The organism is Mycoplasma enhydrae (assembly GCF_017116825.1).
Taxonomy (GTDB): Bacteria; Bacillota_I; Bacilli_A; order Mycoplasmatales; family Metamycoplasmataceae; genus Metamycoplasma; species Metamycoplasma enhydrae.
Genome location: NZ_JAFIRD010000005.1, coordinates 44,519 through 67,915 on the forward strand (window position 1 = coordinate 44,519; position 23,397 = coordinate 67,915).

Sequence of the window (23,397 nt, forward strand, 5' to 3'; positions counted from 1 at the left end):
CTTAATTATTTCAAATTAACTAAGTGTTTTAAGGTTCTTATATATTGATGTACAAATGATGCTTCGTTATCATATCAAGCATATAGTTTATATAATTTTTTGCCATCTACTTCTAAAACTTGTGTTAGTAATGAATCAAAAATTGAACCAGCGCTAGAACCGATTATATCACTTGAAACAATTGGTTCATCTGTATATACTAAAGACTCTGAAGCATTATCTTTTATTGCTTTGTTAATTTCTTGTGCTGTAGTATCTTTTTTTAGTTCAATTGTTAAATCAATAATTGAACCTGTAATTGTAGGTACTCTTAGAGCTATACCATTAAGTTTACCATTTAGACTTGGAATTACTTTACCAATTGATTTAGCAGCACCCGTTGTAGTAGGTATCATATTTGAAGCTGCTGCTCTTGCTCTTCTTAAATCAGAGTGCGGTGCATCTTGTAATCTTTGATCTGCTGTGTAAGCATGAATTGTAGTCATATATCCTTTAACAATTCCAAATTTGTTTTCCATTACATTTAAAACAGGTGCTAGACAGTTTGTTGTACATGAAGCTCCTGAGACAATTACATCATCTTTTGTTAAAATGTTTTCATTAACTGAATATACAATTGTTTTAACTTCAGGACTTTTTGAAGGTGCGGTAATTAAAACTTTTTTAGCTCCTGCTTTAATATGTAGACCTGCTAATTCTGTTGTTAAAAATCTACCAGTTCCTTCAACAACCACATCAACTTCTAAAGATTGTCAAGGTAAATTAGATGGATCTTTTTCACTAAATATAGGAAACTCTTTTCCATCAACTAATATTGCATTATCTTTACTTGTAACTTTAGGTGCAAAAACACCATGAGCTGTGTCATATTTTAGTAAGTGTGCTAATGTTTTAGCATCCGTTAAATCGTTTATTCCAACAATTTCAATATTTTTGTCATCTCATATTTGTCTAAAAATAAGACGACCTATTCTTCCAAAACCATTAATAGCTATTTTTGCTTTCATATTTTCTCCATTGTAAAATTAATTTTTTTATTAATTTCTTAGTTTAAATAATACATAAATTATACACCTAAAACGCTAAAAATAAGGCTTTAGAGCACCTAAGCATAAATAAAAAGATGCATAGTTTGTTTTGCATCTTTCGTGATTAAATTATAAGCCTAATTCTTCATCTGTAGGGATGTCTAGGTTTGAACCAACATATGAGAATATATCAGGACTTTGTTTAATATATTTACCTTCTAAAATTCTTATAACACTTTCAACTGTTTCTTCTAAAGGAACATATGAACCTGGAGCTTTTGTAAATTGTTCAGTCATAAAGAAGTTTTGAGTAAAGAAGTTTTCAAGTTGTAATGCTTTTTTAACAGTGATTTTACTGTCAGCATCCAATTCATCAAAACCAAGAATTAAAATAACATCTTCTAAGTTTTTGTATGCATTTAAAACTTTTTTAGCTTCAATTATGGCATTGAAATGTCTTTTACCGATTATGTTTTCGTCAACAGAGTTAGATGAACTAGCAAGTGGATCAAAAGCAGGGAATAAGTTTTTAGCTGTTTGTGCTCTTGAAAGAACTAGGTTTCCATCTAAGTGGTTGAATATTGCTACAGCTGATGGATCACTCAAGTCATCCATAGGTAAGAATATTGTTTGGAAAGAAGTAATTGAACCATTTTCGTTTTTAAACATACGGTCTTCAACTTTGGCAACGTCGCTTTCTAGAGTTGATTGGTAACCACCAATAGAAGGTCTTTTACCTAATGAAGCACTAACTTCGTTTTCAGCTTGTACAAAACGGTACATGTTATCAATGAATAATAAAACGTCTTCTCTTTCAGTGTCTCTTAAGTATTCAGCTGCAGTTACACCAATTGGAACTATAGACATACGAGCACCTGGAGATTCGTTCATTTTTGAAATATACATTACTGAGTTTTTCATTAAATCTGAATCTTTTAGCTCATTAAATAATTCAATAGCTTCACGTGAACGTTCACCTGAACCAATGAAAATATTTGATGTTTTTTCATTTTTACGATTAACGTTAAAAATGATTTCTTTCATTAAAACAGTTTTACCAACTCCAGCACCTCCAAAGATACCTAGTTTGTATCCTTTAATAATAGGAATAAAGAAGTCAATAGCCTTAATACCTGTTTCAACAATTTCTAATTTGTCATCTAAGAATTTTGTTGTATTAATTGTTGAGTTCATCTCAACTTTTTTAATATTTGCCCCTGTAACAGGTAATTGAGGTTCACCTCAGAAGTTATAAATATTATTTTTTGAACTACGTCCTACAGGAACCATAAAACTTTGTTCTGTACTTTTTACTTCATCATCAATATTAATGTCTTTACTTGTGTTAATTACAATAGCTCTAACAGTAGTGCTATCAATAATTCTTTTTACTAATAAGAAGCTTGTGCCATTATGTAAGGTTAATAGTTGGTCAACTTTTGGTAAGTTACCTTTTTTGAATTCTATTTCAACAATATCTGCTCAAAATTTACTAATTGTTCCAGTCATTATTTATCTCCTAAAGTTTTTGCTAATTCTTCTAAATAAGAATCTTCAAAATTAACATATTTGTGATCAAGCTTAATTACTCATCCTAAATTAACATAATTTGAATATTGTTGAAGTGCATATGCAAAATATCCACGCATAATATTGTCATCATAATCTGCTGTATCTCTAATAGTTTCAAATGCTTTATGTGCTTCTTCGTTAGTATCAATTAGAACATTTAAAAATTCTAATGCTTTTTGTTCGTCCTTAATTCCACTTAAAATATTTCATGAAATTAGTTTTGACATTAATAATAAAAATCTTTGTGAATAAAGAGAAAAACCTCTTTGTAAGAACATTTTATCAATCATCTTACCTTTGTATAGTAATTGTGTAGTTTCTTCATTAAAGTCATAGTCTAACATTGCTAATTTTAAGTGCTGTTTATATTTACGGTATGTTTTACCAATATCTGCAGCAACTTTTGTCATTGTTCTACTTTGAACCATTGAACCAGTTCTTGAAACTGATAAATCAATATCAATAGCAGGTAAATTACCAGCTGAAAATAGTTCAGAACTTGTAACAATTTGACCGTCAGTAATTGAAATTGTATTTGAAGAAATTAAACTTGTAATATCTCCGTCAATTGTTTGAACAATTGGTAATGCAGTAATAGTTTTGTGATGTTCGAATGAACCCGCTCTTTCAAGTAATGATGAGTGAGCAAAGAACATATTTCCAGGCATAGCTTCTTTACCAACAGGTTTGTTTGTTAATAAAGCAATTTCTCTAAATATGTTTGCGTGTTTTGTTAAGTCATCAAATATTATTAAAACGTCATCATCTTTAGATATATTTTCGGCATGTGCCATACCAATATATGGTGACAAGTATTGTTCGTAAACGTTTGTACCTGGTGCATATAAAATAATAGTATTTTTTAGTGCTCCATGTTCTTCTAGAACTTTGTAAACTCTTGATACTGATTCTCTTTTTTGTCCAATAGCAACATAAACAGATTTAATACCGTTTTTACTTGCATTAATTATTGAATTAAGTGCAATGTGAGTTTTACCAGTTTGTCTATCACCAATGATTAATTCACGTTGACCTTTTCCAACTGGGATTAATAAGTCAACAATTGTGATACCTGTATAAAGTTGTTCGTTTAATGTTTTAACAGACATTAAATGGCTAGCAGTCTTAAATATTGGACTTGAAGGTAAGTCTTCAGATAAATTAACTTCCATTCTTTGTGGTAAAACAATATCACCATAGATGTTAATAATTTTTCCGTAGTATTGTGAAGATGTGCGAACATCTGTTTTTGATTTAACTAAAACAACTTCATCACCAATTTTTGAGCTTCTGGCATTAGATAATAAGAAAGCTGAGTCTTTAGTAGCACTAATTAATAAGAATTTAACTTGAGGATCCTTAGCTAAAACAAACATTTGTTTTTGTTCATAAGCAAAATCTCCTTCAACTTTAACAATGTAATCAAAAATAGATACTACTTGAGGGTTTGAAGATTTGGTTGTTCTTTTTGTCTTAACAGTTTTTTCAGCAACAGTTGATTTTGTAGCCTTGGTTTCTGTTTTTTTAGCCTTAATCACTTTAGCAGCCTTAGTTGCTTTAGTGGTTTTGGTTTTCTTTTCTTTAGTTTCTTCTTCTGAACCAATACCCTTTAATTTCACATATAAGGCAGGCTTAATAACTTCTTTCTTAACTGTAGTAATTGGTTTTTTAGCACCAATTGCATATTTTCTTGTTGTTGTAGTTTGAACAACTTCTTCAGAAATAATTTTCTTTTCTTTTTCTTTAGGCATTTTTCTTCCTTTCATTAATTAATTCCTAAAACAAATAATGTTATACCTGATGCTAATAGAGCAAGCGATATAGCTAAAATTACTATATAAATTATTAATACTTTACGTTTTTTATTTGTTTTTAATTTTGCTAGCATTGATATTAATGAGATTAAGGTACTTAGTGCTCCTATAGCCATTAATACTGAACCTAATATTTTTCTTAAGTTACTTTGAGCAAAATTACTATCTTTAATTACTTTGTTAGCTGCAGCGTTTGCATCAAGAAATTTTTTGTTTTCTTTTTTGTCTGTATCATCAGCTTTTTTAATTGTTGCAAGATCTCTTAACACATTAAATTCGTGTTTGATTTCTTTAACTAAACTTAAATATCTGTTATATCAAGCATCTACACTAATTGGGTTTTTTTCAACTGATTCACCTCTAAGTTTTAGTAAATCTCTTTTAACTTTTTCAAATAAGTTTTCTAGTGTTCTTGATTTAAGTTTATTTGATTTGAAATTATTTTCAATAATCGCTCTATTTTTAAATATTGAATCTTTGAATTGGTCTAAAACTTTTTCATAAGCTTTAGTAACTGAATCTCAGTAACGGTGTGATTCTTCAACTTTTTTGTCACCCACTTTGTAATTTAGATTTACAACAGAGTTAAGCAAGCTTAATATAAATAAATCTTTTATGTTATCTTTTGCTTTTTGAATAACGCTGTCAGTTGAAGCACTATTCAATTCTGCTCTTAGATTTTTACGATCTAATTGTCAAGTGTTTCTAAAATCTACACCTTCTTTGTCAGAATTAATTAATTTACCAGCAATTTCAACCATTGTAAATACTGTTTCTTGAAGGTTGTCATTACCTAAATGGTCATAATCAATTTTTTCATCTAAATCTAATGAAACAAAGAACTTTTTAAATACTCTTTGAATTTCTTCGATTTGGTTTTCTAAAATCAGTCTATCTTTTACATAATCATCCGCTGAATTTAGTTCTACAATTGTGTTATAAAATCTTTTTTTCTTAGTTTTAACACTATCAGAAATTTTGATTTTAGCACTTAGTGCTCCGGAACTGTCTTTTAATTCCTCAATTTCATATATGTATCGAGTATTAACAGGGTTATTAAATATAAATAATTTATTTGCATCTGCTAATTTACCCTCTGATTTTAATTTATTAAATTGCGCAATTAATTCAGCTACACTAAGTTTTAAGTTCGCTGATCTTACTAATGGAGCCAATGGTGGCAATGCGTCAATATCATCTCTTTCAATAGGTTTTGGTTTATCGCCAGGAACTAAAGGAATATGTTCTGGTTTTTCAGGATCTTCATCTTCCTCTTGAACAAATTCTGTTTCTTTACTGTGTGTTATATCAAATTCATTAAATCTTGGAGTTAATGTTTTTTTGAAATGATCTTCTCAAGTAGTGAAACCTTCAGGTAATTTTCATTCAGCTTTAATTTCGGTTTCAATTTTTTGAGTTGCAGGATTTCATTTAAGTGAAATTTTTCATTCATACTTAGGTACATCAGCCTGTTGATAAATCATATTATTAAAATTTTCAACTAAACTATCGGTATATTTTTTTAATGAAAGATTAAATTCTGCTTCTGTTAAAGTGTTTTTAATTACTTTAATTTTTTCGATTTGGACTTTATCATCATGTTTTTTAAGTTCGGCTTCATAAGCAGCAAGTCTACTTACACCGATCTTAACGTTTTCATACACTCTACCTTTATAAGTCAGTTTAATAACTTGTAAATCTTTATCTTGTGAAATTACAAATGGCAATTCGGTGTGAACCCCATATTTTGAAGGATTAGTTATAATGTCATTTTTATTAGTTTTATAGAAGTTTGTAATTTTTTCAAAATAGAAATATCTGGCTTGAACTTCACTAGCATTACTTGGGTCAAGTGTCGCTAAAGCTTTTTTAGCTTCTTCAAGTTTGGTTTCTAAAAATTTAATCGCATTTTCTACAGCTTTCTCAACCGCTTTCTTTGTTTCTTCTTTAGCTTTAGCTAAGTAAGTGTCAAATTTTGGGTCAACTTCTTTTGGTTTAGCACTAACTAATGAAATTGTTGGCGCAATAATAACTGAAGCACTTGAAAGTGATAAAAATAATTTTAGTTTTTTAGACATTATCTTCACTCCCTTTCTGCTTTTTGTAATTTAAGTAAAACAATCATTTTTTGTGCATATTGTTCTTTTTTTAGTTTATTTAATCAAGCAAATTGATTAAAGTCCAGTCCAAAGTTTTGTTTTGCACCAAAATATTCAATTTCTTTAGTAACAGCTTTAAGAATTTCAGCAGATTTTGGTTTTTTAACATCCATAGTTACATAACGATTGAATTTTGAAAATGTATTAATTTCAATTTTATCTTCATCAACAAAAATACTTGCGTTGGTTAAAAACATAAATCAAGTTTCGTCATTAACCAAATCAACAATTTTAATAATAGTGTTAGGATAACTAGCTATTGATTCATTATCAATTAATTCTCATAAGTTTTCGCTATTCAAATTAATGTAAATTAAGCCCTTTTTTAAAATAAACGGTTTATCAGCTAAAAAGTTAATTTGAATATCGAAGCTTTTTTCACTATATTTGCTCATCACTGTCTCCTATATCATCTAAATCTGTTGACATTTTTCTTGTTAACATAACAATTTCTTCAATTTGATTTTCTTGTTTTATTAATCTTAATTTTTTCTTTAGCTTTGTAATTGAGTCATCTAATTTGTTGATTGATTTATTTGCTATTACTAAACCTGTTTTAGCATTATAAAACGAAGATTCAATTATTAATGAGTGAATTGAGTTTTCTAAAAATATGTTAATTTGAGCATCGATAAATTCTTCAATGTTAGGATAAATCTTAAACTTAGTTAAATCTACCACGTTTTTAGATTCATCAATATTTGCTAATCTTGTTAAATTAAATTGTTGAATTGGAAGAATTTGAAATGGTTCGTTGTAACTCTTATTAGTATTAATTACAAAAAATACTTTTGTGTAATTAGATTCTACATATAAAGCTCTAATAACTTGAACTAGTTTAGAAGCAAATTTTAAATTTGCATCTTCGTTTTTAAATCCGAACAAAATATTAAATTTATTTTTCTTACAGAATTCTGCGGCTTGTTCACCGATAGTAATAAAGTCCACTTTAATTTTGTTTGTCATTTCTAGAATTTTTTCTTCATATCTAGAATATGAGTCTGTTGAATATTTTTGTTCTTCAGTTAAATAAATCCAGATTTGTCTTTCTTTATTAAAAGGTTTTACTTTACGTTTTTTAGTGTGGATGTTTCCGTCTAAAAATTTAAGTTCCGATCCAATAACAGAATCGTTTAAATCATATTTTTGGTTTAAAGAAGTAATAAGCTTCTTGTTTAACACTGCATCATTAATATAGAAACGTAATTGCTTTGTCATTTTCATAATTGAAATCAAAAGCACACTTCGGTCATTATTAACTTTCATTCTAATATGTTTAAGGTTAGATAGTTTTTTTTCTAAAGTTTTTAAATACATAAAATACCTCGCTTTTATTTAGTCTCTGTTAATGGAACAACAATATTTTCGCTAAATAAAAGTTTAATTTCATTTGTATTAGGCGAAATGTAAATTAATATTTCAGGAATTATTTCAACATAGTGTCCAGCGTTTAATGCTTTAGCAATTTCTTCATTTAAATCTAATAAGAATTGATTATATGTATCACTCTTAGTTGAGTCTTTAAAATTAACTGCTTCAGTATTTGATGATTCAACATTTGAAATCATAGGTACCATAACAGTTTGACTAAACTTAAGATTTAAATTGAAAGTCACAACAAATTTTTCAAAAACGATGTCATATTTTTTATTCATTGCTTCATTTAATAAATCTAAAAATCTTAAATATAGTTCACTTTGGAAACCTAAATTGTTTTTAAATAATGCTGAAGTAACTAATTGGTTATATGTTGTTAAATTTTCTTTTGTTTTAGCTTCCTTATATTCTGCATAAACATCAAATAATTCTTGACTTATTTTTTTATTCTTTTTCATCTATGATCACCCCCTCTTCAATTTCAGAAAATCTCATGTTCTTTTTAACCTTATTTTTAAAGAATGTAATTTTATTAGCAACTAGCAATAGTCAAATTGTTGAACCTAATAGAAATAGAATTCATACTACTGAAGCTATTAATGTAAAGAACTGTGTAAATTCTAAACTTGAATTTATAATTTGGAAAGTCTTATTATTGTTTGCTAGCATAATGTGGTTTATATTGAAAACTACAATTGCTAAAACAATAACAATAATGCCAAACTTTAGAAAACTTGAAAGTACTAAGTTGTAGTTTAAAGTTTTAAAGAAATATGAAGCAATAATTACAAATGATGATACCGATACAAAGAATAGATTTATTAAATTAACAAAATCATTATTCTTGCTCATAGTTGTCACTAATAATAAAGAACCTCATAATATTGCTTGTGCAAAAGTTAGATTTACAGTGTTAATAATATGACTATTAGATTTTAGACGATTTAAAAATTGGAATAGCATATATAAAGTAACTATAATTGTTGCAAATAGAATTTCAAATAAGTAATAGTAGTTATTTAAACTTTTACCTAAAACTGAAGTGTTATCTATTTTGATAGTTAGTATTCTTATTGTTCAAGCAATAATAGCTACAAAGATTGTAATTGTAAATAAGATTGAGCTCTTAAAGTATTCTTGTTTATTTTGCTTAAATGCCAAGAATGAAATTGTATTTGAGTTTGAACCAATAACAATTGATAAAACAAACAATACAAAGGCAAATATAATAAACATCGAACCTGATTGTTCTCCATTTACTAATTGTCTTATAAAGTTATAAAATGCATTGTTAACAAATAACATCTCATTGGTTGCAGTTTTTGAATTTGCACTTCAAACTCACATTAAAATTCCAATAATTACAACTGCAATTAATAAAAACTGTGATACTAAACCAACAATTAGTGAAATTTTGTTGTTATGTGAATTTGGATCTGTTTTTTTCTTCAATTTGTAGTTAAAAATAGAATAAGCTAAATTTAGTACAAATAGTGGTATTAAAATGAAAAATAAATATGCAATTCTACTTGGTTCAGAACTATAAAAGGTAAATAATAGTATGAAAGCAGTAATTGACATTACTAAGTAGCTAGTAAATCATGGTCAATACTTTTTAATTGCTTCCTTTTGAAAGTATATATTTACATAGTTCCTTCAAATTGCATATATAAATACAAAAGTTAATATGCCAAAGCGCAGCAAAATCAACACATTTCGTTGTTTGTTTTCCGCACTATCAAATCTTAAGAAATCTAAAACAGTTCAATCACTGAACATTTTTCTAGCAAAAAAGGTTTCCTGGATAAACATTAGAACCATCAATAAACCAACTACCAACAATGATAGTAAAATTCATTTATAAATTCTAACGGTCAAGTTATTTTTTCGACCAAGAAAAAAAGGATTGTAATCATTAAAGATTCTAGTCTTGCTTACATCCGCACTGGATTTCATTTTTTCTCCTTAATTTCAAAATATTTTTTTTAAAAAGTTTTATTTTTTTAATTACGTAAATTTTAATGAAAATAATATTTTATTGTATTTTTTTAGACAATTTAGAACAGTTTTTTAATAAAAAGGGTACAAAAACGGGCATTTATTTAAAAAAATAAAAAATTTTAGCATTTTAATTAAATTAATTTTCTTCAATCCAAATGAATATATTCAGATTAAAAACATAATTATAAAACACGAAATTATACCAAAAAAGAAGAATAAAGTTTATGAAATAAAACTTGTTGTTTATTAATTATAAAGTCGCTCATTGCTTATAAAAATGAAAACAAAAAAGCAGTTTTTTTGTGTATAATAATTTAGCCAAAAATGAAAACAAAAATTTCATTTGCCAAATTGTTTCAATTAAGTAACAATTTTGGCTTTTTTTTATTCCCAATATATAATTTTTGCTATAAAAACAAAGATTAAATTTATATAGGAGAAAGAAATAAAAAATATGAAATTATCAAATAAAAAGAGATTTTTAATCCCTACTATTCTAACAGCAGCTATTGCACCTATTCCATTAGGACTAATTGCAGCTAAATGTGGAACAGTTTCAATTGAAACACAAAAAACTGCTGGATATGCAGACCAAATGCTAAAATTGGCTAATAAAACCATCACAGTAGCAGGAGCATGATCAGATGCTAGATTTTACGCTAAAGATAAAGCTGATGACCTAGTAGTTATCGGAGCTACACAATATATTTCAAATGACGGTATTCAAGTAAGACATGACCTTAAAAAAGGTGATATTTCAGCTTTACAAGCACTATTTTCAGAAACAGTTGCTAAAGCCGCCAAAGAAGCCAAGGATTTAACAGATGCTAAAGCAACAGAACCAGGAGAATTAACATATAAAGATTCAAAAGGAAAAATTCAAAGTATTTTTAAAATTTATAATCACGATGCATATAGTGTTGTTGATGAAAATGCTGAAATTGCATTTGATATTAATGGTAATAAAAAGAAAGCTTATAAAACTAAACCAACTGGTGCTAGTGAATACATTCAATATGATGCAACCACCAAAACTCACACACAAGTAAAAGATTCAAAAACATTAAAAGTGTTATTCATACCTTCTTCAGATGCTACATTAGTACAAAACGCTACTGAAAAACTTTCAAAATATTTTAAAGATACAAAAAAATTAAGTAATATTGACATTTCAGTTTCAACGTCTTATAATGCTGCTGCAGCAGCCTTGAAAGCATCTTCAACTGACGTTGCTTTCTTACCTGTTGATACATGAGCAAGAGAATCAGGAGATTCAATGTTTATTTTACAGGCAGGTCGTGATGTACAAATAATTGACCCATATAGTTCAATTGCTAATCCTTCATCTCCAAAATTCACTGATGAAAAATTATTAGTTGAAGCTATGAATCAATACAAAATTTTTAATAATAATTCATTATATATTAATAAAGACGGTACAAAAAACCCAAGTAAAATAGCAAAAGGATATCCAAAAGAACTTAAAGATGTTATTGATGCAATTGCCCAAGAAGCAAAAACCAAAAATGTAGATTTACCAAAAGTTGGTTTCTATCGTTCATATATTTATGCTCGTAAGGATTCTGAGATCTACAAAATTGTAACCAAAGCTTTAAAAGAACAAGGTTCAGATTGAAAATTAGAATGAAATGATGTAGCAAAACATATTATATATGGATATACATCAACAACATCAGCTGCTTCATTTACCTACCCAGAACAATGATTTAAAAAACACTTTAAGGGCTTTAAGAGTTTCCTTAAATAATTAACTAAATTTTGGTTATAAAAATGAAATCCAAAAATTTAGACAAAATTGATTTAAACAAAGATTGAGACATAGTCTGACAAAACGCTTCAAAAGTTTACCCAAATGGAACAAAAGGATTGACGGAAGTCAATCTTTCTATTAAACAAGGGGAGTTTGTTGCGATAATTGGACTATCTGGAGCTGGTAAAACAACATTAATTAAAACAGTTAATAAGATAAGCGGCATTACCTCAGGCACACTGAAAGTGGGACCATATGAGGTTAATAATTTAAAAGGCGCTGAACTAAGAAAATTTAGAACAAAAGTTGGAATGATTTTTCAAAACTATAATTTAGTTGAAAATATTACAGTTTTGCAAAATGTACTTTCCGCTAGACTTCCACAAATGAATAAATTCAGAGCTCTTTTTGGCATCTATAGTAAAAGTGATATTGATTTGGCATATCAATCACTTGCCAAAGTGAACATTTTAGAAAATGCTTATGATTTAGCCAAGGATCTAAGTGGTGGGCAAATGCAACGTGTGGCGCTAGCTAGAACTCTAGCTCAAAAACCTAAAATTATTTTAGCTGATGAACCTGTAGGTGCTTTGGACCCTATTATGGCTAAAAGCGTTATGGATGGTTTTTTATTAGCTAATCAAATGGAAAAAATTACTATCGTTGCTAACTTACACCACGTAGACTTAGCCTTGCAATATGCCGATAGAATTGTTGGTGTTAAAAAAGGTCGTATCATTTTTAATGATACTTGAGATAAGGTTGACCTAGATAAACTTAAAGAAATTTATGGTGAAAAACTAGAACAATTCGATGAAGAACAATTCAAAGAAAACCGTCGTAAAAGACAAATAATTCAAAATGAAATAATTGAAAAAATTCAAAAAATGAAAGAATTAAATGAACAATCAAAAAGTGAAGAAAGCTCAAACCAAAAGCGAAAAAAATCTAAAAAATAAAATTAATTTTGAATCTTTTATTAATTATTTCAATCCAAAATTTACTGATATTGATAATCAAAAAGTTACTAAAAAGTTTCCATGAGATAAGATTATTGGTTCTATTGTAATTTTTGCACTTATTATTGGTGTAATAATTTTTACTAGACCTGATTTTCAAAATTGAACTAAATTTTGAAAACAAATAGCACACTTTTTTGATTTAAATAAAACCATTTCTATAGGAGCATCTACTTTTACTCCTCAAGAAACTTTTATTCGAAGTTTAGAATATCTCTGAACTACAATTTCCTATTCCGTACTGGGCACAATTCTTGGTATTCTTTTTTCGGTGCCTCTAGCACTTTTAAGTTCTAAGAATTTTATTAAGAATAAATTAGTATATTATCCTTTCAGAGCAATAATGTCAATAATTAGAGCTATACCTCCAATTGTTTTTGCTTTTATATTCTTTTTCTTATTTTCAAAAGGTATTGCTGCAACTATATCAATTTCGATATTTGTATGCTCAATAATGACTAAATGATTATATGAGGATCTCGATACATATGACACTAGTGCTTATCAAGGTGCGCAAGCTATTGGAAATACAAAAACATTAGCTTTTAAAAATGCTATTTATCCATATTTAATAAAAAGAATTGTTTCTTATGGATTTTATTCATTTGAAATGGTAGTTAGATTTGCTGCAATTTTATCAATTGTTGGAATTTCGACAATAGGTCAATTACTAAGTGACCAATATGCAACTGAAGCCAATTTTTCTCACATGTCCATAGCACTGTGAACATTAATTGCTTTAATGATTCTTATCGAAACACTTAATTTCTTAATTAAAAAATATATTTTAGAATATTCACAAAAACACCCTAAAATTGATGACAAATTGCCATATAAAGAACAACTAAAGCAACTTAAAGAACAAAAATCAAAAATGTATATATTTAAAATATTCATTATTATTTTTGTAGTAAGTTTAGTTATTGCTTCTTTAACACAGATTGAATGAGAGGTAGGAAACTCTGTAAAAATATCACAATTTAAGCAAGGTTTTCCAAAATTATTTAAACCTGAATGAAGTTTATTCCAAGGCGCTTGAAAGGGCTCTAAAACAGGTGTATTTCCTCTAGGTTTTGAAGCTTTAATGGTGGCTTTTGCTTCTTCATTAATAGGTTTAATATTTGCTTTCTTTATCGGTATATTGGCTGCTAAAAATATAACCAAATATTTTTCATATATATTTAAACTAGTAATTATTGTAATACGAGCAATTCCGGCATTTACATTTGCCTTATTATTTATAATCTTATCTAAAGATTCTAAGCTATTTGCCGGGGTTTTAGCTCTAGGAATTCATTCAATTGGAATGTTAGGTAAATTAATAATGGAATCAACTGAAAAAATTCCTAATAAGGTATTTCAATCACTTGATTCTCTTGGTGCTACATGATTTCAAAAAGTTAAATTTATCGTACTTAAATCTATAATGCCACAAGCACTTTCAAACTTCATGTATCGTGTTGAAATTAACTTTAAAAGTACAGTTGTTATCGGAGCAGTAGGAGCTAGTGATTTTGGATTCCAAATTAACACATTCTCAAATGACCCAAATAATTGAAATTTATTATCTTCATATTTAATTTTTAGTATTGTAGTTTTATTAATTATTGAACAAATATCAAATATTATTCGATCAAAATTAATGACTGGTTACTTCTTTAGTCAAGATGTTTGATTTAAGAAGATTATTAAAAGAAGAATGTTTACTAAAGCACTAGCTGTAAGTCAAATTATTAATGAAAACTTTACCTATGAAGTTAGAAATGCTAAATACATTTTAGCCAAACATAATTACCACAAGCTATTTCTTTTAAATTACTTTGAACAAAACAAACAAATTCCAACAGATGAGATTTATCAATCTTTAAAAAATAATAAAAAAACTTATTTGCAAATGTATAAAGATTTAGTTCGTCAAATTAGCAAAGAAATAAATGAAATTTATTGGAAGACATATAAACTAACTAAATCTAATTTAGTAAATACCAAAAATCTTATTATCAAACACAAAGAGGCATCTAAATCAGCAAGAATGGCAATTGATAATTACTTCGAAAGAAAGTCAGTAGCAATATAAATGAACTTAAAAGATAAATTTACAAAATTTTGAGAATACATTAATAGCCATAATAAAATAACTCTTTGTACTCATGTAGAACCAGATGGTGATACATTAGGTTCAGCAATAGCACTAAAACATTTAATTGAATTAAATGCCGATAATAAAGAAGTTAAAATTTCTGGTGGAGATTATCCTCGTAATTTATTATTTTTAATAGAAGATAAAATCGATTTAGTAGAAGATAGTTTTTTCAATAATTCCTTAAAAATAGTTGTAGATACTTCTACAAAATCTAGAATTTTTGATTCAAGAGTAAATACACAAGAAGCTTTAAAAATTGACCACCATCCATTTGAAGGAAAATGGTTGTTTGAAATCGGCGGAGATTATTGACCAGCTACTGGACAATTAATAGTTGATATGATAAAAGAACTTAATCTTAAAACTAATTCTAAAGTTTTAGAAGGTTTAGCAATAGCTATAATTACTGATACAGAATATTTTAAAGAAAGAAACATTGATTTTAAGACTTTTGAAAATATGGCGTTTTTATTAAAAAATGGCTTAAATTATGCTTCTTTAATTAAAAACATGCAACTAAACACTGAAGAAAATAACATAATTTTTAATTCTTTAAAAAATATCAATACAAAAGGAATTGTCTCTTATATTATTGTCGAAGATATAGTTTCAAATGATATTGTTAGACCATTAGTAGCTAAATTTGTTGATTTAGTTAATACTGAAGTTTCTCTTGCTTATTTAAAAAGAAAACAAGGTGATTATAGATGCGAGATACGTTCAAAAACAATATTTGATGTTTCTAAGATTGCCTCTTATTTTGGCGGCGGGGGTCATTTCAATTCTTCCGGTTTTATTCAAAAGGATATTAAAAATATTAACGAAGTTTTAAATAAAATAAATGAATAAAAATTCGCATCAGCTTATAAACTGGTGCGATTATTTTTCTAAATTTTTTCAATTAATTTGATTGCCTTAGCAACTCCATATTTTTTATATGAACCAGCAACTCATTTGGATTGAATTTTAATATTTTTTAAAGAATTTTTCATAGCTACAAAAGCGCCTACATATGGTATTACTGATGTATCATTGCCCGAATCTCCAAAGTGAACAGTTTGTTTTGGATCTATGTCTAATAATCTAGATACATAATCAATTGCTTTACCTTTGGTGGCATTAATGCTATTTATTTCAATGGCATATCCTCTAGAAACAATATGCAATGAAATAGTTTTAAATTTTTCTTCTAGTTGATTAACTAACTTTCTAATTCCTCTTTTTGAAGTACCAAAAGTAATAATTTTGGTTGAATTAGTTATTTGTGGAATTTCTGAATAAGTTTTTTGAACCAAATGCTTTACTCATGGTCTAAAAAATCTTAATTTTGCAGCTGTACCATAAATAGTGTCCCCACTATTAAAAATAAAAAATAGTTTCTTTTGCTTTAATATTTCAATTATCGACATTACTTCGTCTTTTTTAATTTCATGTTTAATTAAAACATTTCCATTGTTGTCAACAATTAATCCACCATTTTGACAAATTACATATTTAGAATTTATTTTTTTGGCTAAGTCCAAAACAAATTCTGAAGGATAACGCCCTGTTGCAAGAATAAAGGGTTTGCCTTCATCGTTCATTCTTAGTGCTATTTCCAAATTTTCTTTACTTATTTTTTCTGGTTTTTTAGGAAGATCTAAAAGTGTTCCATCAAGGTCGCTAAAATAGGCTTTGGGAATAAAATCTATCATAAAAATCTACTTAAATTTAGTTAATATTTCATCCATCGGCAAGTAGCCCATAGTTGAATCTACTACCTTACCATCAACATAGTAAAATAATGTTGGAATACTTTGGACATTCATTTCTCTAGCAAATTCTGTGTTTTGGTCTACATCTAAATCAAAAACATTAATATCTTTGTGTTCGCTAGCTAATCTTTCTAATTCTGGACCTATCATTTGACATGGAGGACATCATACTGCTCTGAAAGCTAAAATTGCTTTTCCTTCTAAATGTTGGTTATTTAATTCTTTATTTGTTATTTTTTTATACATATTTTTTCTCCTTAATTTTTATTAATATGCTTTAGCAAAAATTACAATTCTATCTGTATTGCGCTTTGTATAAAAGCATTTATTAGCCTCCAATTTAAAATCTAAATCTATAGGTATACAACGGCTAGAAGCTCCGGTTTCTTCTTTTATTTTAACTTCATCATCACCATTTCCATCAAACTTAGTTATTACTCAATGTCCTTCTGCAATATTTTTCTTAAAATCTTCATAATTATCAACTTCATAAATATTGGACATTAATCTTTTTCTTGCTTGATTTAACAAGTTATTTTGAATATCATCTAATAATTTTGTAACTTCTGAGGTAATTTCATTTATTGGGATATATATTTTTTCTAATGTATCTCTTCTTACTGCTAAAACTTGGTTTTTTTCTAAGTCTCTAGGTCCTATTTCAATTCTTAAAGGTGTTCCATGAATTTCAGAATTAGCAGCTTTAAAACCTGGTCCTTTATCTGAATCATCAATTTTTAGTTCAATATTTTGCTTAATTAATTCTTCTTTAATTTTTAAAGCTTGAATATGAACATTTTCGCTTTTTGAAGCAAAAAGTTCAATTATATCTACCTGACATGGAGCAATTTTTGGAGGTATTATAATTCCCCTATCATCGCCATGTGTCATTATTAGGGCACCTAAAAGTCTAGTTGAAACTCCTCAAGATGTACCATAAGCATTTATTAATTTATTTTTCTTATTTTTAAAAGTAATATCAAATGCTTTTGTAAAATTTTGACCTAAATAATGACTTGTTCCAGATTGTAAAGCCTTACCATCTTTCATCATTGCTTCAATTGTGAGTGTATATTCAGCACCAGCGAATTTTTCATGTTCTGTTTTTTGTCCTTTAATAACCGGAATTGCTAAATATTCTTCTACAAAATTAACATATGTTTCAAGCATTTGTTTAGTTAAATCTTGAGCTTCTTTATCTGTTGCATGAATTGTATGACCTTCCTGTCATAAAAATTCTCTAGTTCTCAAAAAAGGATTAGTTGTTTTTTCTCAACGTAGAACATTAACTCATTGATTATATATTAATGGTAAATCATTATATGATTCAATTTCATTTTTAAAAAAGTCTCCAAACAACACTTCACTAGTAGGTCTTATAAAAAACTTCTCATTTAGTTTTTTTCCACCAACTTCGGTCACTGTTGCCAGTTCAGGATTAAATCCTTTGACATGACTTTTTTCTCTATTTAATAATTCTTCAGGAATTAATAGTGGTAAATTAACATTTTGAACACCAAGTTTTTTAAAACGTTTATCTAGTTGTAATCTTATGTTATCTCATATACCAAAAGATAAAGGTTTAAAAATTATTGAACCTTTAGAAGAACCATATGACATAAGGTCGCCATTTTGAATAACATCGGTATACCATTTGGCAAAATTGTCTTTTTGCAATGTAATTTTTTCTAGCTTTTTCATACTTTATTATTTTAACTTTTTTTGCGTATTTTTAAACTTAAATTAAATTTAATGAAATTAATGTAAATATATGGATTTTTATTCATTAAAGTGGACTTTTTTATTTTTCATATATTTACTTTTTTTTACAAAAGTGTAAGTTTTTTATCAAAACATCCCCAAAAGTGCCCCAAAATCATTAAAAAACCTCTAAAAACACCAATATATATATATATATATGAAATTGGGTATAATTAAGCATTATTTTAAATACAACTAAAAAGAGGTTTTATGAATAACTCAATTAAGAAAAAGAAAACAGCTATTATTGTAGGAGCAACGGCCAGTGTGCTAGTTGTTTCTGCAGCTGTAGCTGGTATTATATATGCTAAGTATGGCAAAAAATCTAAACCTAGCATCTATAATAAAGACAAACCAGATGTTATTGTTGACATTAAAGATCAAGAACATGGCGAAGCTAGTACTTGAGATGCTAACGTTGATGAACAATACAAAAAACTTAGAGATTATATCCAAAAGTTGGTTAAAGCTCTAAAAACTGGTATTACTAACGTCAATAAGAATTTAAGTTTAGAAGATTTAGAAGATCAAATTAAAAAACTAGAAAAGCACATTGCAATTGGCGAAGAATTAGATCTGATTTTAGATAGAAGCATTAAGACTTTAAAAAGTGACACTAAAAAAGTTGAACTTCAAAAAGATAAAGATTTACTTAAAGGAATTGTTAAAGAAGCTAAAGATGCTTTAGCAGCTGCTAAAGAAAAGCAAAAAGATAAAATTAAAGATCTAGAAAAAATCAAAAAAGAAGCCAAAACTTTAATTGAAAAAATTAATAAGGCAGTTGATAAAGCTTCTAAAGCTAACACCAAAGCAGAATTTGAAAGTCTAATTAAAGAACTTAAATCATTAGTAGATATATCACAAAAATTAGAACCAAAATTAAAAGATTTTGGTGCTTTTAGTGAAGCTAATGAACTAAAGCAAGCTATTGATAAAGCAAATGAAACTATTAAAAAACTAGAAGATAAACTTAAAGCTCAAACACTTGAACAAGAAAAAGAAGCTCTAAAAGAGTTTGCTGATAGATTTAAACAACAAGTGGACACTTTAATTACAGAAACAGATGCTGCTGATTCTTTAGATGAACTTAAAAAAGCTCTTGAAGAAATTGAAAGTCTAGCTACACCCGGAAAAGAAAATTCAAAACGTGCAAATGAACTTAACTTGGCTGACATTAAAAAATCTATTGATGAATCTTTAGCTAAATTAGAAGCGCAAAAAAATAAATTAGATGGTAAAAAACAAGCTAAAGAACTAGAAGCTCAACAATTAGCTACAGAAGTCGAAACTCTAATTAAAGAAATCAAAGAAGTAATTCAATTAGCTAATAAAGCTAATTCTTTAAGTGAGCTAACTTTAGCTAAAGCTAAGTTAGATGAAGTCTTAGCTAAAGCTGTTGAATTAGATAAAAAACTAGCTAAAGCTAAATTAGATGACCTAAAACTAAAATTAGAATTAGAAGTAAACGAAGCTAAAAAAGTTCTAGAAGCTATAAACCAAAAGCTACAAGAAGAACAAAATAGAGTTAAAGCAATTAAAGATGATCTAAGTTCAAAAACTACTAGCCTTAATAAACTAGCAAAAGAAACTAAAGACGCTTCTGATATTCCAACATTAGAATCTAAACTAGCAGCTTTAGGCGCTTTAATTACAACTTCAAAAGAGCTAGAAACTACTCTTTCAAGCGATAGATCTAAAGATTCATTTAAAACGGAATTTGATACATTCAAAGATGCTCTAAAAGCAGCTATAAAAGAACAAACTGAATCTAAAGCTAGATTACAGGCACTAAAAGATGCCAAAGATGCACTAGACCGAATCGTTCAAGAAGCAATTCAACAAGCAGATAATGCTTTAGAAGAAGCTGAAAATAATAAAAATAGTGAAGATAAAGCAAAATTAACTGAAGTTCTTGGAAAATTAGCAAGCGCTAAAACAAAATTAGAAGACGCTAAAAAAGAAACAGAAAAAGCAGGTGATGCTGCAAGCACTAAAAAAATTACAGATAAAATTGCTGAAATTAATGCTAAAACTACTCTAATTGAAGATCGAAAAGCAGCAGTTGAACTAAAAGAACAACAAATTGCCGCTGAAAAAGACAAAATTAAAAAACAAATTGAAGATCTAGAACAAAAAACTCAAGATGTTGAAGGTGTTCTAAATTCTTCTAATAAATCAGATATAGTTAATGCTAAAAATACTCTTGAACAGGAAATAAAAAATGCTCAAGATTTATATGATAAAAATAAAGATGAACCTAAACTTAATGATGATAATAAAACCTTAAAAGATAAAATCGAAGCTGCTCAAGAGGCTTTAAATAAAGCAGCTGAAGCAATTGAAAAAATTGAAAATAAAGAACAAGAAATTAAAACTGAAATCCTTAATGCTACTACAGAACTTGATAAAGCTAATGAAGCTGCTAAAGAAGCCTTAAAAGGTGATGATTTAGATAAACTTAAAGCAGCTCAAGATCCCTTAAATAAAGCAATTGAAAAAGCTAAAGAAGCTATTCAAAAAGCTAAAGATAGTAATTTAGAAGATGAAGCTAAGGATTTAAAACAAAAACTACAAGATGCTGAACAAACCAAACAAGCTCTAGATAATAAAGTAAAAGCTAAAGAAGCTGAGGACTTAGCAAGTAATAAGCAAAAAATAACTAATGCTATCCAAGGTTTAGATGAGGCTATAAACGAAGTAGATGAAGCTCTAAAGCCAGCAAATGAACATAATTTAGCTAAAGCAACTGATGCATTAAATAAAATAAATACTGCTTTAGAAGCTGCTAATAATACCAAAAATGAACTAGAGCCTAAAAAAGATAATTTTAAGGCTGAGTTTAAAAACCTAGAAAATAAAATCAAAACTGCTGAGCAAAAACAGGCAGATATTTTAGCTCACAAAAATCAAATTGATCAAGAAAGAAATGATGCTAAACAACAGCTTGAGACTATTAAAAAATCTTTTGAAGAAAACTCAAACAATTATGATGCTAACAAAAACAATTTGGCAGAAGTAGAAAAATCAATAGCAGCTTTAGAAAAAAATAAAACAGATATTGAAAAATTACTACAAAAACTTGATGAAATTAAATTTGATGAACCTAAAGCTGAAGTTAACACTTTAAAAACTGATATTACAGCTAAACTAACTGAAGCTAGAAATCAAAAATCAGCACTAGAAACAGCTGCAGAACAAGAAAGACAAAGAATTGCTCAACTAAAACAAAAATTAAGCGGTGCTAAAGATGCTTTAAAACAATTAACTGAGGCCTTAAATAAGGCAGTTGGTTTAGATGATAGACAAACTGCACTAGATGCTTTAGAATCAAAACTAGCCGAAGTTCAAAATCTAGTTAACATTTCAGAAGACGATAAAACCAAAAATGCAAAAAATGAATATGATGCTTTCAAATCAGCTTATGATGATGCTAATAATTTAGTTACAACTCAAAAACAACAAATTAAACAAGCTAAAGAAGAAATTGAAAACAAAGTTAAAGAACTAGAACAAAAAACTCAAGAAGCTATTCAAAAAGCTGACAATGCTATTGCTAATAATAAAGCAACTGACTTACAAACTTCATTAACAGAATTAGGTGACTTAGAAACTAAACTAGACACTTTAGTTAAAGAAATTGAGACTAAAAAATACAAAGCTCAAACTGATAAAGCTAAGGTTTTATTAGATGATGTTAAATCTAAAAAAGAAGAAGTTGACCAAAAGCTAAATGCTGAAATCAATAGAATTAATAAAGTTAAAACAGAATTGGAAAAAGCTAAAAATGATTTAGCTAATGCTAAAAAACATGCAACTGATAATATTAATAATATTGATGAGCTTAAAAAAGCTATTGTTGCTTTAGAAGCCCAAAAAACTACTTCTCAAGGTAAATATGATGAACATAATATACCTATTAACCAAGCTGTTGGCGAACTTAAGACAGCTTTAGATAATCTAAAAGATGAATTAAAAGATATAGATGCATTTATAGCTAACTTAAAACAAAAACAAGCAGATAATGAAAAAGAAGTTAAAGATAAATTAGATGATGCTTTAAAACAAGCAGAAGACGCTATTAAAAAAGCAGATGAAGCTGGTACTGATAAAACTAAACTAGATGAAGCTAAAGAAGATTTAGAAAAAGCTAAGGAAGCTTTAGAAGAAGCAAAACAAAAAGCTGAAGAAAAAGGTGATGCTGATTCAGCTAAACAAGCTGAAGATAAAGCAAAAGAAGTAACTGATAAATTAACTGAAATCAATAATAAATTAGATGATACTATAGCTAAAGAAATTGATAGTGCAACTACAGCATTAAAAAATGCTATTAATAGTCTAAATTCAAAAGATGGAGTTGATGAACTAACTACAGAACTACCAAAATTTGAAGATGAAATTACTAAAGCTAAAGCCGTTTATGATAAATATAATAAAGATGAATACAAAAACAAAGTTTCAGTCCCTGAAAAATTAGAAGCACTAAAAAACACTTTAGATCAAGCAACCACTCTTAAAACAACTAAAACAAATGATAGAGATACTAAAAAACAAGCTACTGAAACTAAATATACTGAAGCTGAAACTGCTAAAAATGAGGCATTTACAGAAGCAAATGATGCTGGTGAGGATTCAACTAAATTAGCGGCAGCTTTAGAGAAACTAAGAGCAGCAAGACAAAAAGCAGCTGATGCCAAGGCTTTAGCTATTACTAATAAATATAAAGAATACGAAACCAAAGCTGAAAACTTAGAAAAAGCAATTGATGACAAAATTACTGAAACACAAGAAAATCTAGATAAAGCTAAGGGTGAGGATGCTAGAGTTGACGCTTTAGAAAAAGACTTAAAAGAAGTTATTAAAAACCTTGAAGAAAAACGTGATGAAGCTAATGGTGCTAAAGGCAATATTGATTCATTGGATAGCATTTTACCCGAACTAGACACCGAACTAAAATCTGCTATTCAAAAACATAATACTGAAAACAAACCAGAAAACACT

General features: G+C 27.9%; 16 protein-coding genes. 5 read left to right on the top strand and 11 right to left on the bottom strand.

Going from position 1 to position 23,397, the window contains the following annotated elements:
• Nucleotides 1-5: 5 nt before the first annotated feature.
• The 8 genes from gap to JXZ91_RS02510 form a co-directional block, all read right to left on the bottom strand.
• On the bottom strand, nt 6-1,007 hold the full coding sequence (gene gap / locus JXZ91_RS02475) for a type I glyceraldehyde-3-phosphate dehydrogenase (RefSeq protein ID WP_205851436.1): 1,002 nt from the start codon (nt 1,005-1,007) through the stop codon (nt 6-8).
• A 150-nt stretch (nt 1,008-1,157) separates the two neighbouring features.
• Nucleotides 1,158-2,537, bottom strand: a complete 1,380-nt coding sequence (locus JXZ91_RS02480) for an MSC_0618 family F1-like ATPase beta subunit (protein WP_205851437.1) — start codon at nt 2,535-2,537, stop codon at nt 1,158-1,160.
• Entirely contained in the window at nt 2,537-4,366 is a 1,830-nt protein-coding gene (locus tag JXZ91_RS02485) for an MSC_0619 family F1-like ATPase alpha subunit (RefSeq protein ID WP_241006275.1), read from the bottom strand. The genes JXZ91_RS02480 and JXZ91_RS02485 overlap by 1 nt, the downstream gene beginning before the upstream one ends.
• Nucleotides 4,366-6,492: an MSC_0620 family F1-like ATPase-associated subunit gene (locus tag JXZ91_RS02490; protein WP_205851438.1), complete on the bottom strand. Its 2,127-nt coding sequence runs from the start codon at nt 6,490-6,492 to the stop codon at nt 4,366-4,368. The genes JXZ91_RS02485 and JXZ91_RS02490 overlap by 1 nt, the downstream gene beginning before the upstream one ends.
• Nucleotides 6,492-6,968, bottom strand: a complete 477-nt coding sequence (locus tag JXZ91_RS02495) for an MSC_0621 family F1-like ATPase epsilon subunit (RefSeq protein ID WP_205851439.1) — start codon at nt 6,966-6,968, stop codon at nt 6,492-6,494. Before JXZ91_RS02495 ends, JXZ91_RS02490 begins: the two co-directional genes overlap by 1 nt.
• Nucleotides 6,955-7,890, bottom strand: coding sequence for an MSC_0622 family F1-like ATPase gamma subunit (locus JXZ91_RS02500; RefSeq protein WP_205851440.1), 936 nt, complete (start codon nt 7,888-7,890; stop codon nt 6,955-6,957). Before JXZ91_RS02500 ends, JXZ91_RS02495 begins: the two co-directional genes overlap by 14 nt.
• Before the next feature lie 14 nt (nt 7,891-7,904).
• Nucleotides 7,905-8,408, bottom strand: a complete 504-nt coding sequence (locus JXZ91_RS02505) for a DUF2714 domain-containing protein (protein WP_205851441.1) — start codon at nt 8,406-8,408, stop codon at nt 7,905-7,907.
• A complete protein-coding gene (locus JXZ91_RS02510; RefSeq protein ID WP_205851442.1) occupies nt 8,395-9,906 on the bottom strand; it encodes an MSC_0624 family F1-like ATPase-associated membrane protein in 1,512 nt (503 codons plus the stop codon). The genes JXZ91_RS02505 and JXZ91_RS02510 overlap by 14 nt, the downstream gene beginning before the upstream one ends.
• 499 nt (nt 9,907-10,405) lie before the next feature.
• Here JXZ91_RS02510 and JXZ91_RS02515 point away from each other — a divergent pair, with 499 nt between their 5' ends.
• The 4 genes from JXZ91_RS02515 to JXZ91_RS03725 are packed head-to-tail and all read left to right on the top strand — an operon-like array spanning nt 10,406 to nt 15,733.
• Nucleotides 10,406-11,719: a type 2 periplasmic-binding domain-containing protein gene (locus JXZ91_RS02515; protein WP_205851443.1), complete on the top strand. Its 1,314-nt coding sequence runs from the start codon at nt 10,406-10,408 to the stop codon at nt 11,717-11,719.
• Between the two features lie 23 nt (nt 11,720-11,742).
• On the top strand, nt 11,743-12,681 hold the full coding sequence (gene phnC, locus JXZ91_RS02520) for a phosphonate ABC transporter ATP-binding protein (protein WP_205851444.1): 939 nt from the start codon (nt 11,743-11,745) through the stop codon (nt 12,679-12,681).
• On the top strand, nt 12,623-14,818 hold the full coding sequence (locus JXZ91_RS02525) for a PhnE/PtxC family ABC transporter permease (protein WP_205851445.1): 2,196 nt from the start codon (nt 12,623-12,625) through the stop codon (nt 14,816-14,818). Before phnC ends, JXZ91_RS02525 begins: the two co-directional genes overlap by 59 nt.
• Entirely contained in the window at nt 14,819-15,733 is a 915-nt protein-coding gene (locus JXZ91_RS03725) for a DHH family phosphoesterase (protein WP_205851446.1), read from the top strand.
• A 38-nt stretch (nt 15,734-15,771) separates the two neighbouring features.
• Here the strand turns inward: JXZ91_RS03725 and JXZ91_RS02535 are convergent, their stop codons facing one another.
• Genes JXZ91_RS02535 through proS form a run of 3 tightly spaced genes read right to left on the bottom strand, consistent with a single transcriptional unit; the run spans nt 15,772 to nt 18,339 of the window.
• Nucleotides 15,772-16,578: an HAD family hydrolase gene (locus tag JXZ91_RS02535; RefSeq protein WP_205851447.1), complete on the bottom strand. Its 807-nt coding sequence runs from the start codon at nt 16,576-16,578 to the stop codon at nt 15,772-15,774.
• A gap of 6 nt (nt 16,579-16,584) precedes the next feature.
• The gene (locus tag JXZ91_RS02540; protein ID WP_205851448.1) at nt 16,585-16,884 is read right to left on the bottom strand and encodes a thioredoxin family protein; all 300 of its coding nucleotides are present in this window, start codon (nt 16,882-16,884) and stop codon (nt 16,585-16,587) included.
• 21 nt (nt 16,885-16,905) lie between these two features.
• Nucleotides 16,906-18,339, bottom strand: coding sequence for a proline--tRNA ligase (gene proS / locus JXZ91_RS02545; RefSeq protein ID WP_205851449.1), 1,434 nt, complete (start codon nt 18,337-18,339; stop codon nt 16,906-16,908).
• 270 nt (nt 18,340-18,609) lie between these two features.
• Here proS and JXZ91_RS02550 point away from each other — a divergent pair.
• On the top strand, nt 18,610-23,397 hold a 4,788-nt coding region (locus JXZ91_RS02550), incomplete at its 3' end, for a hypothetical protein (protein WP_205851450.1).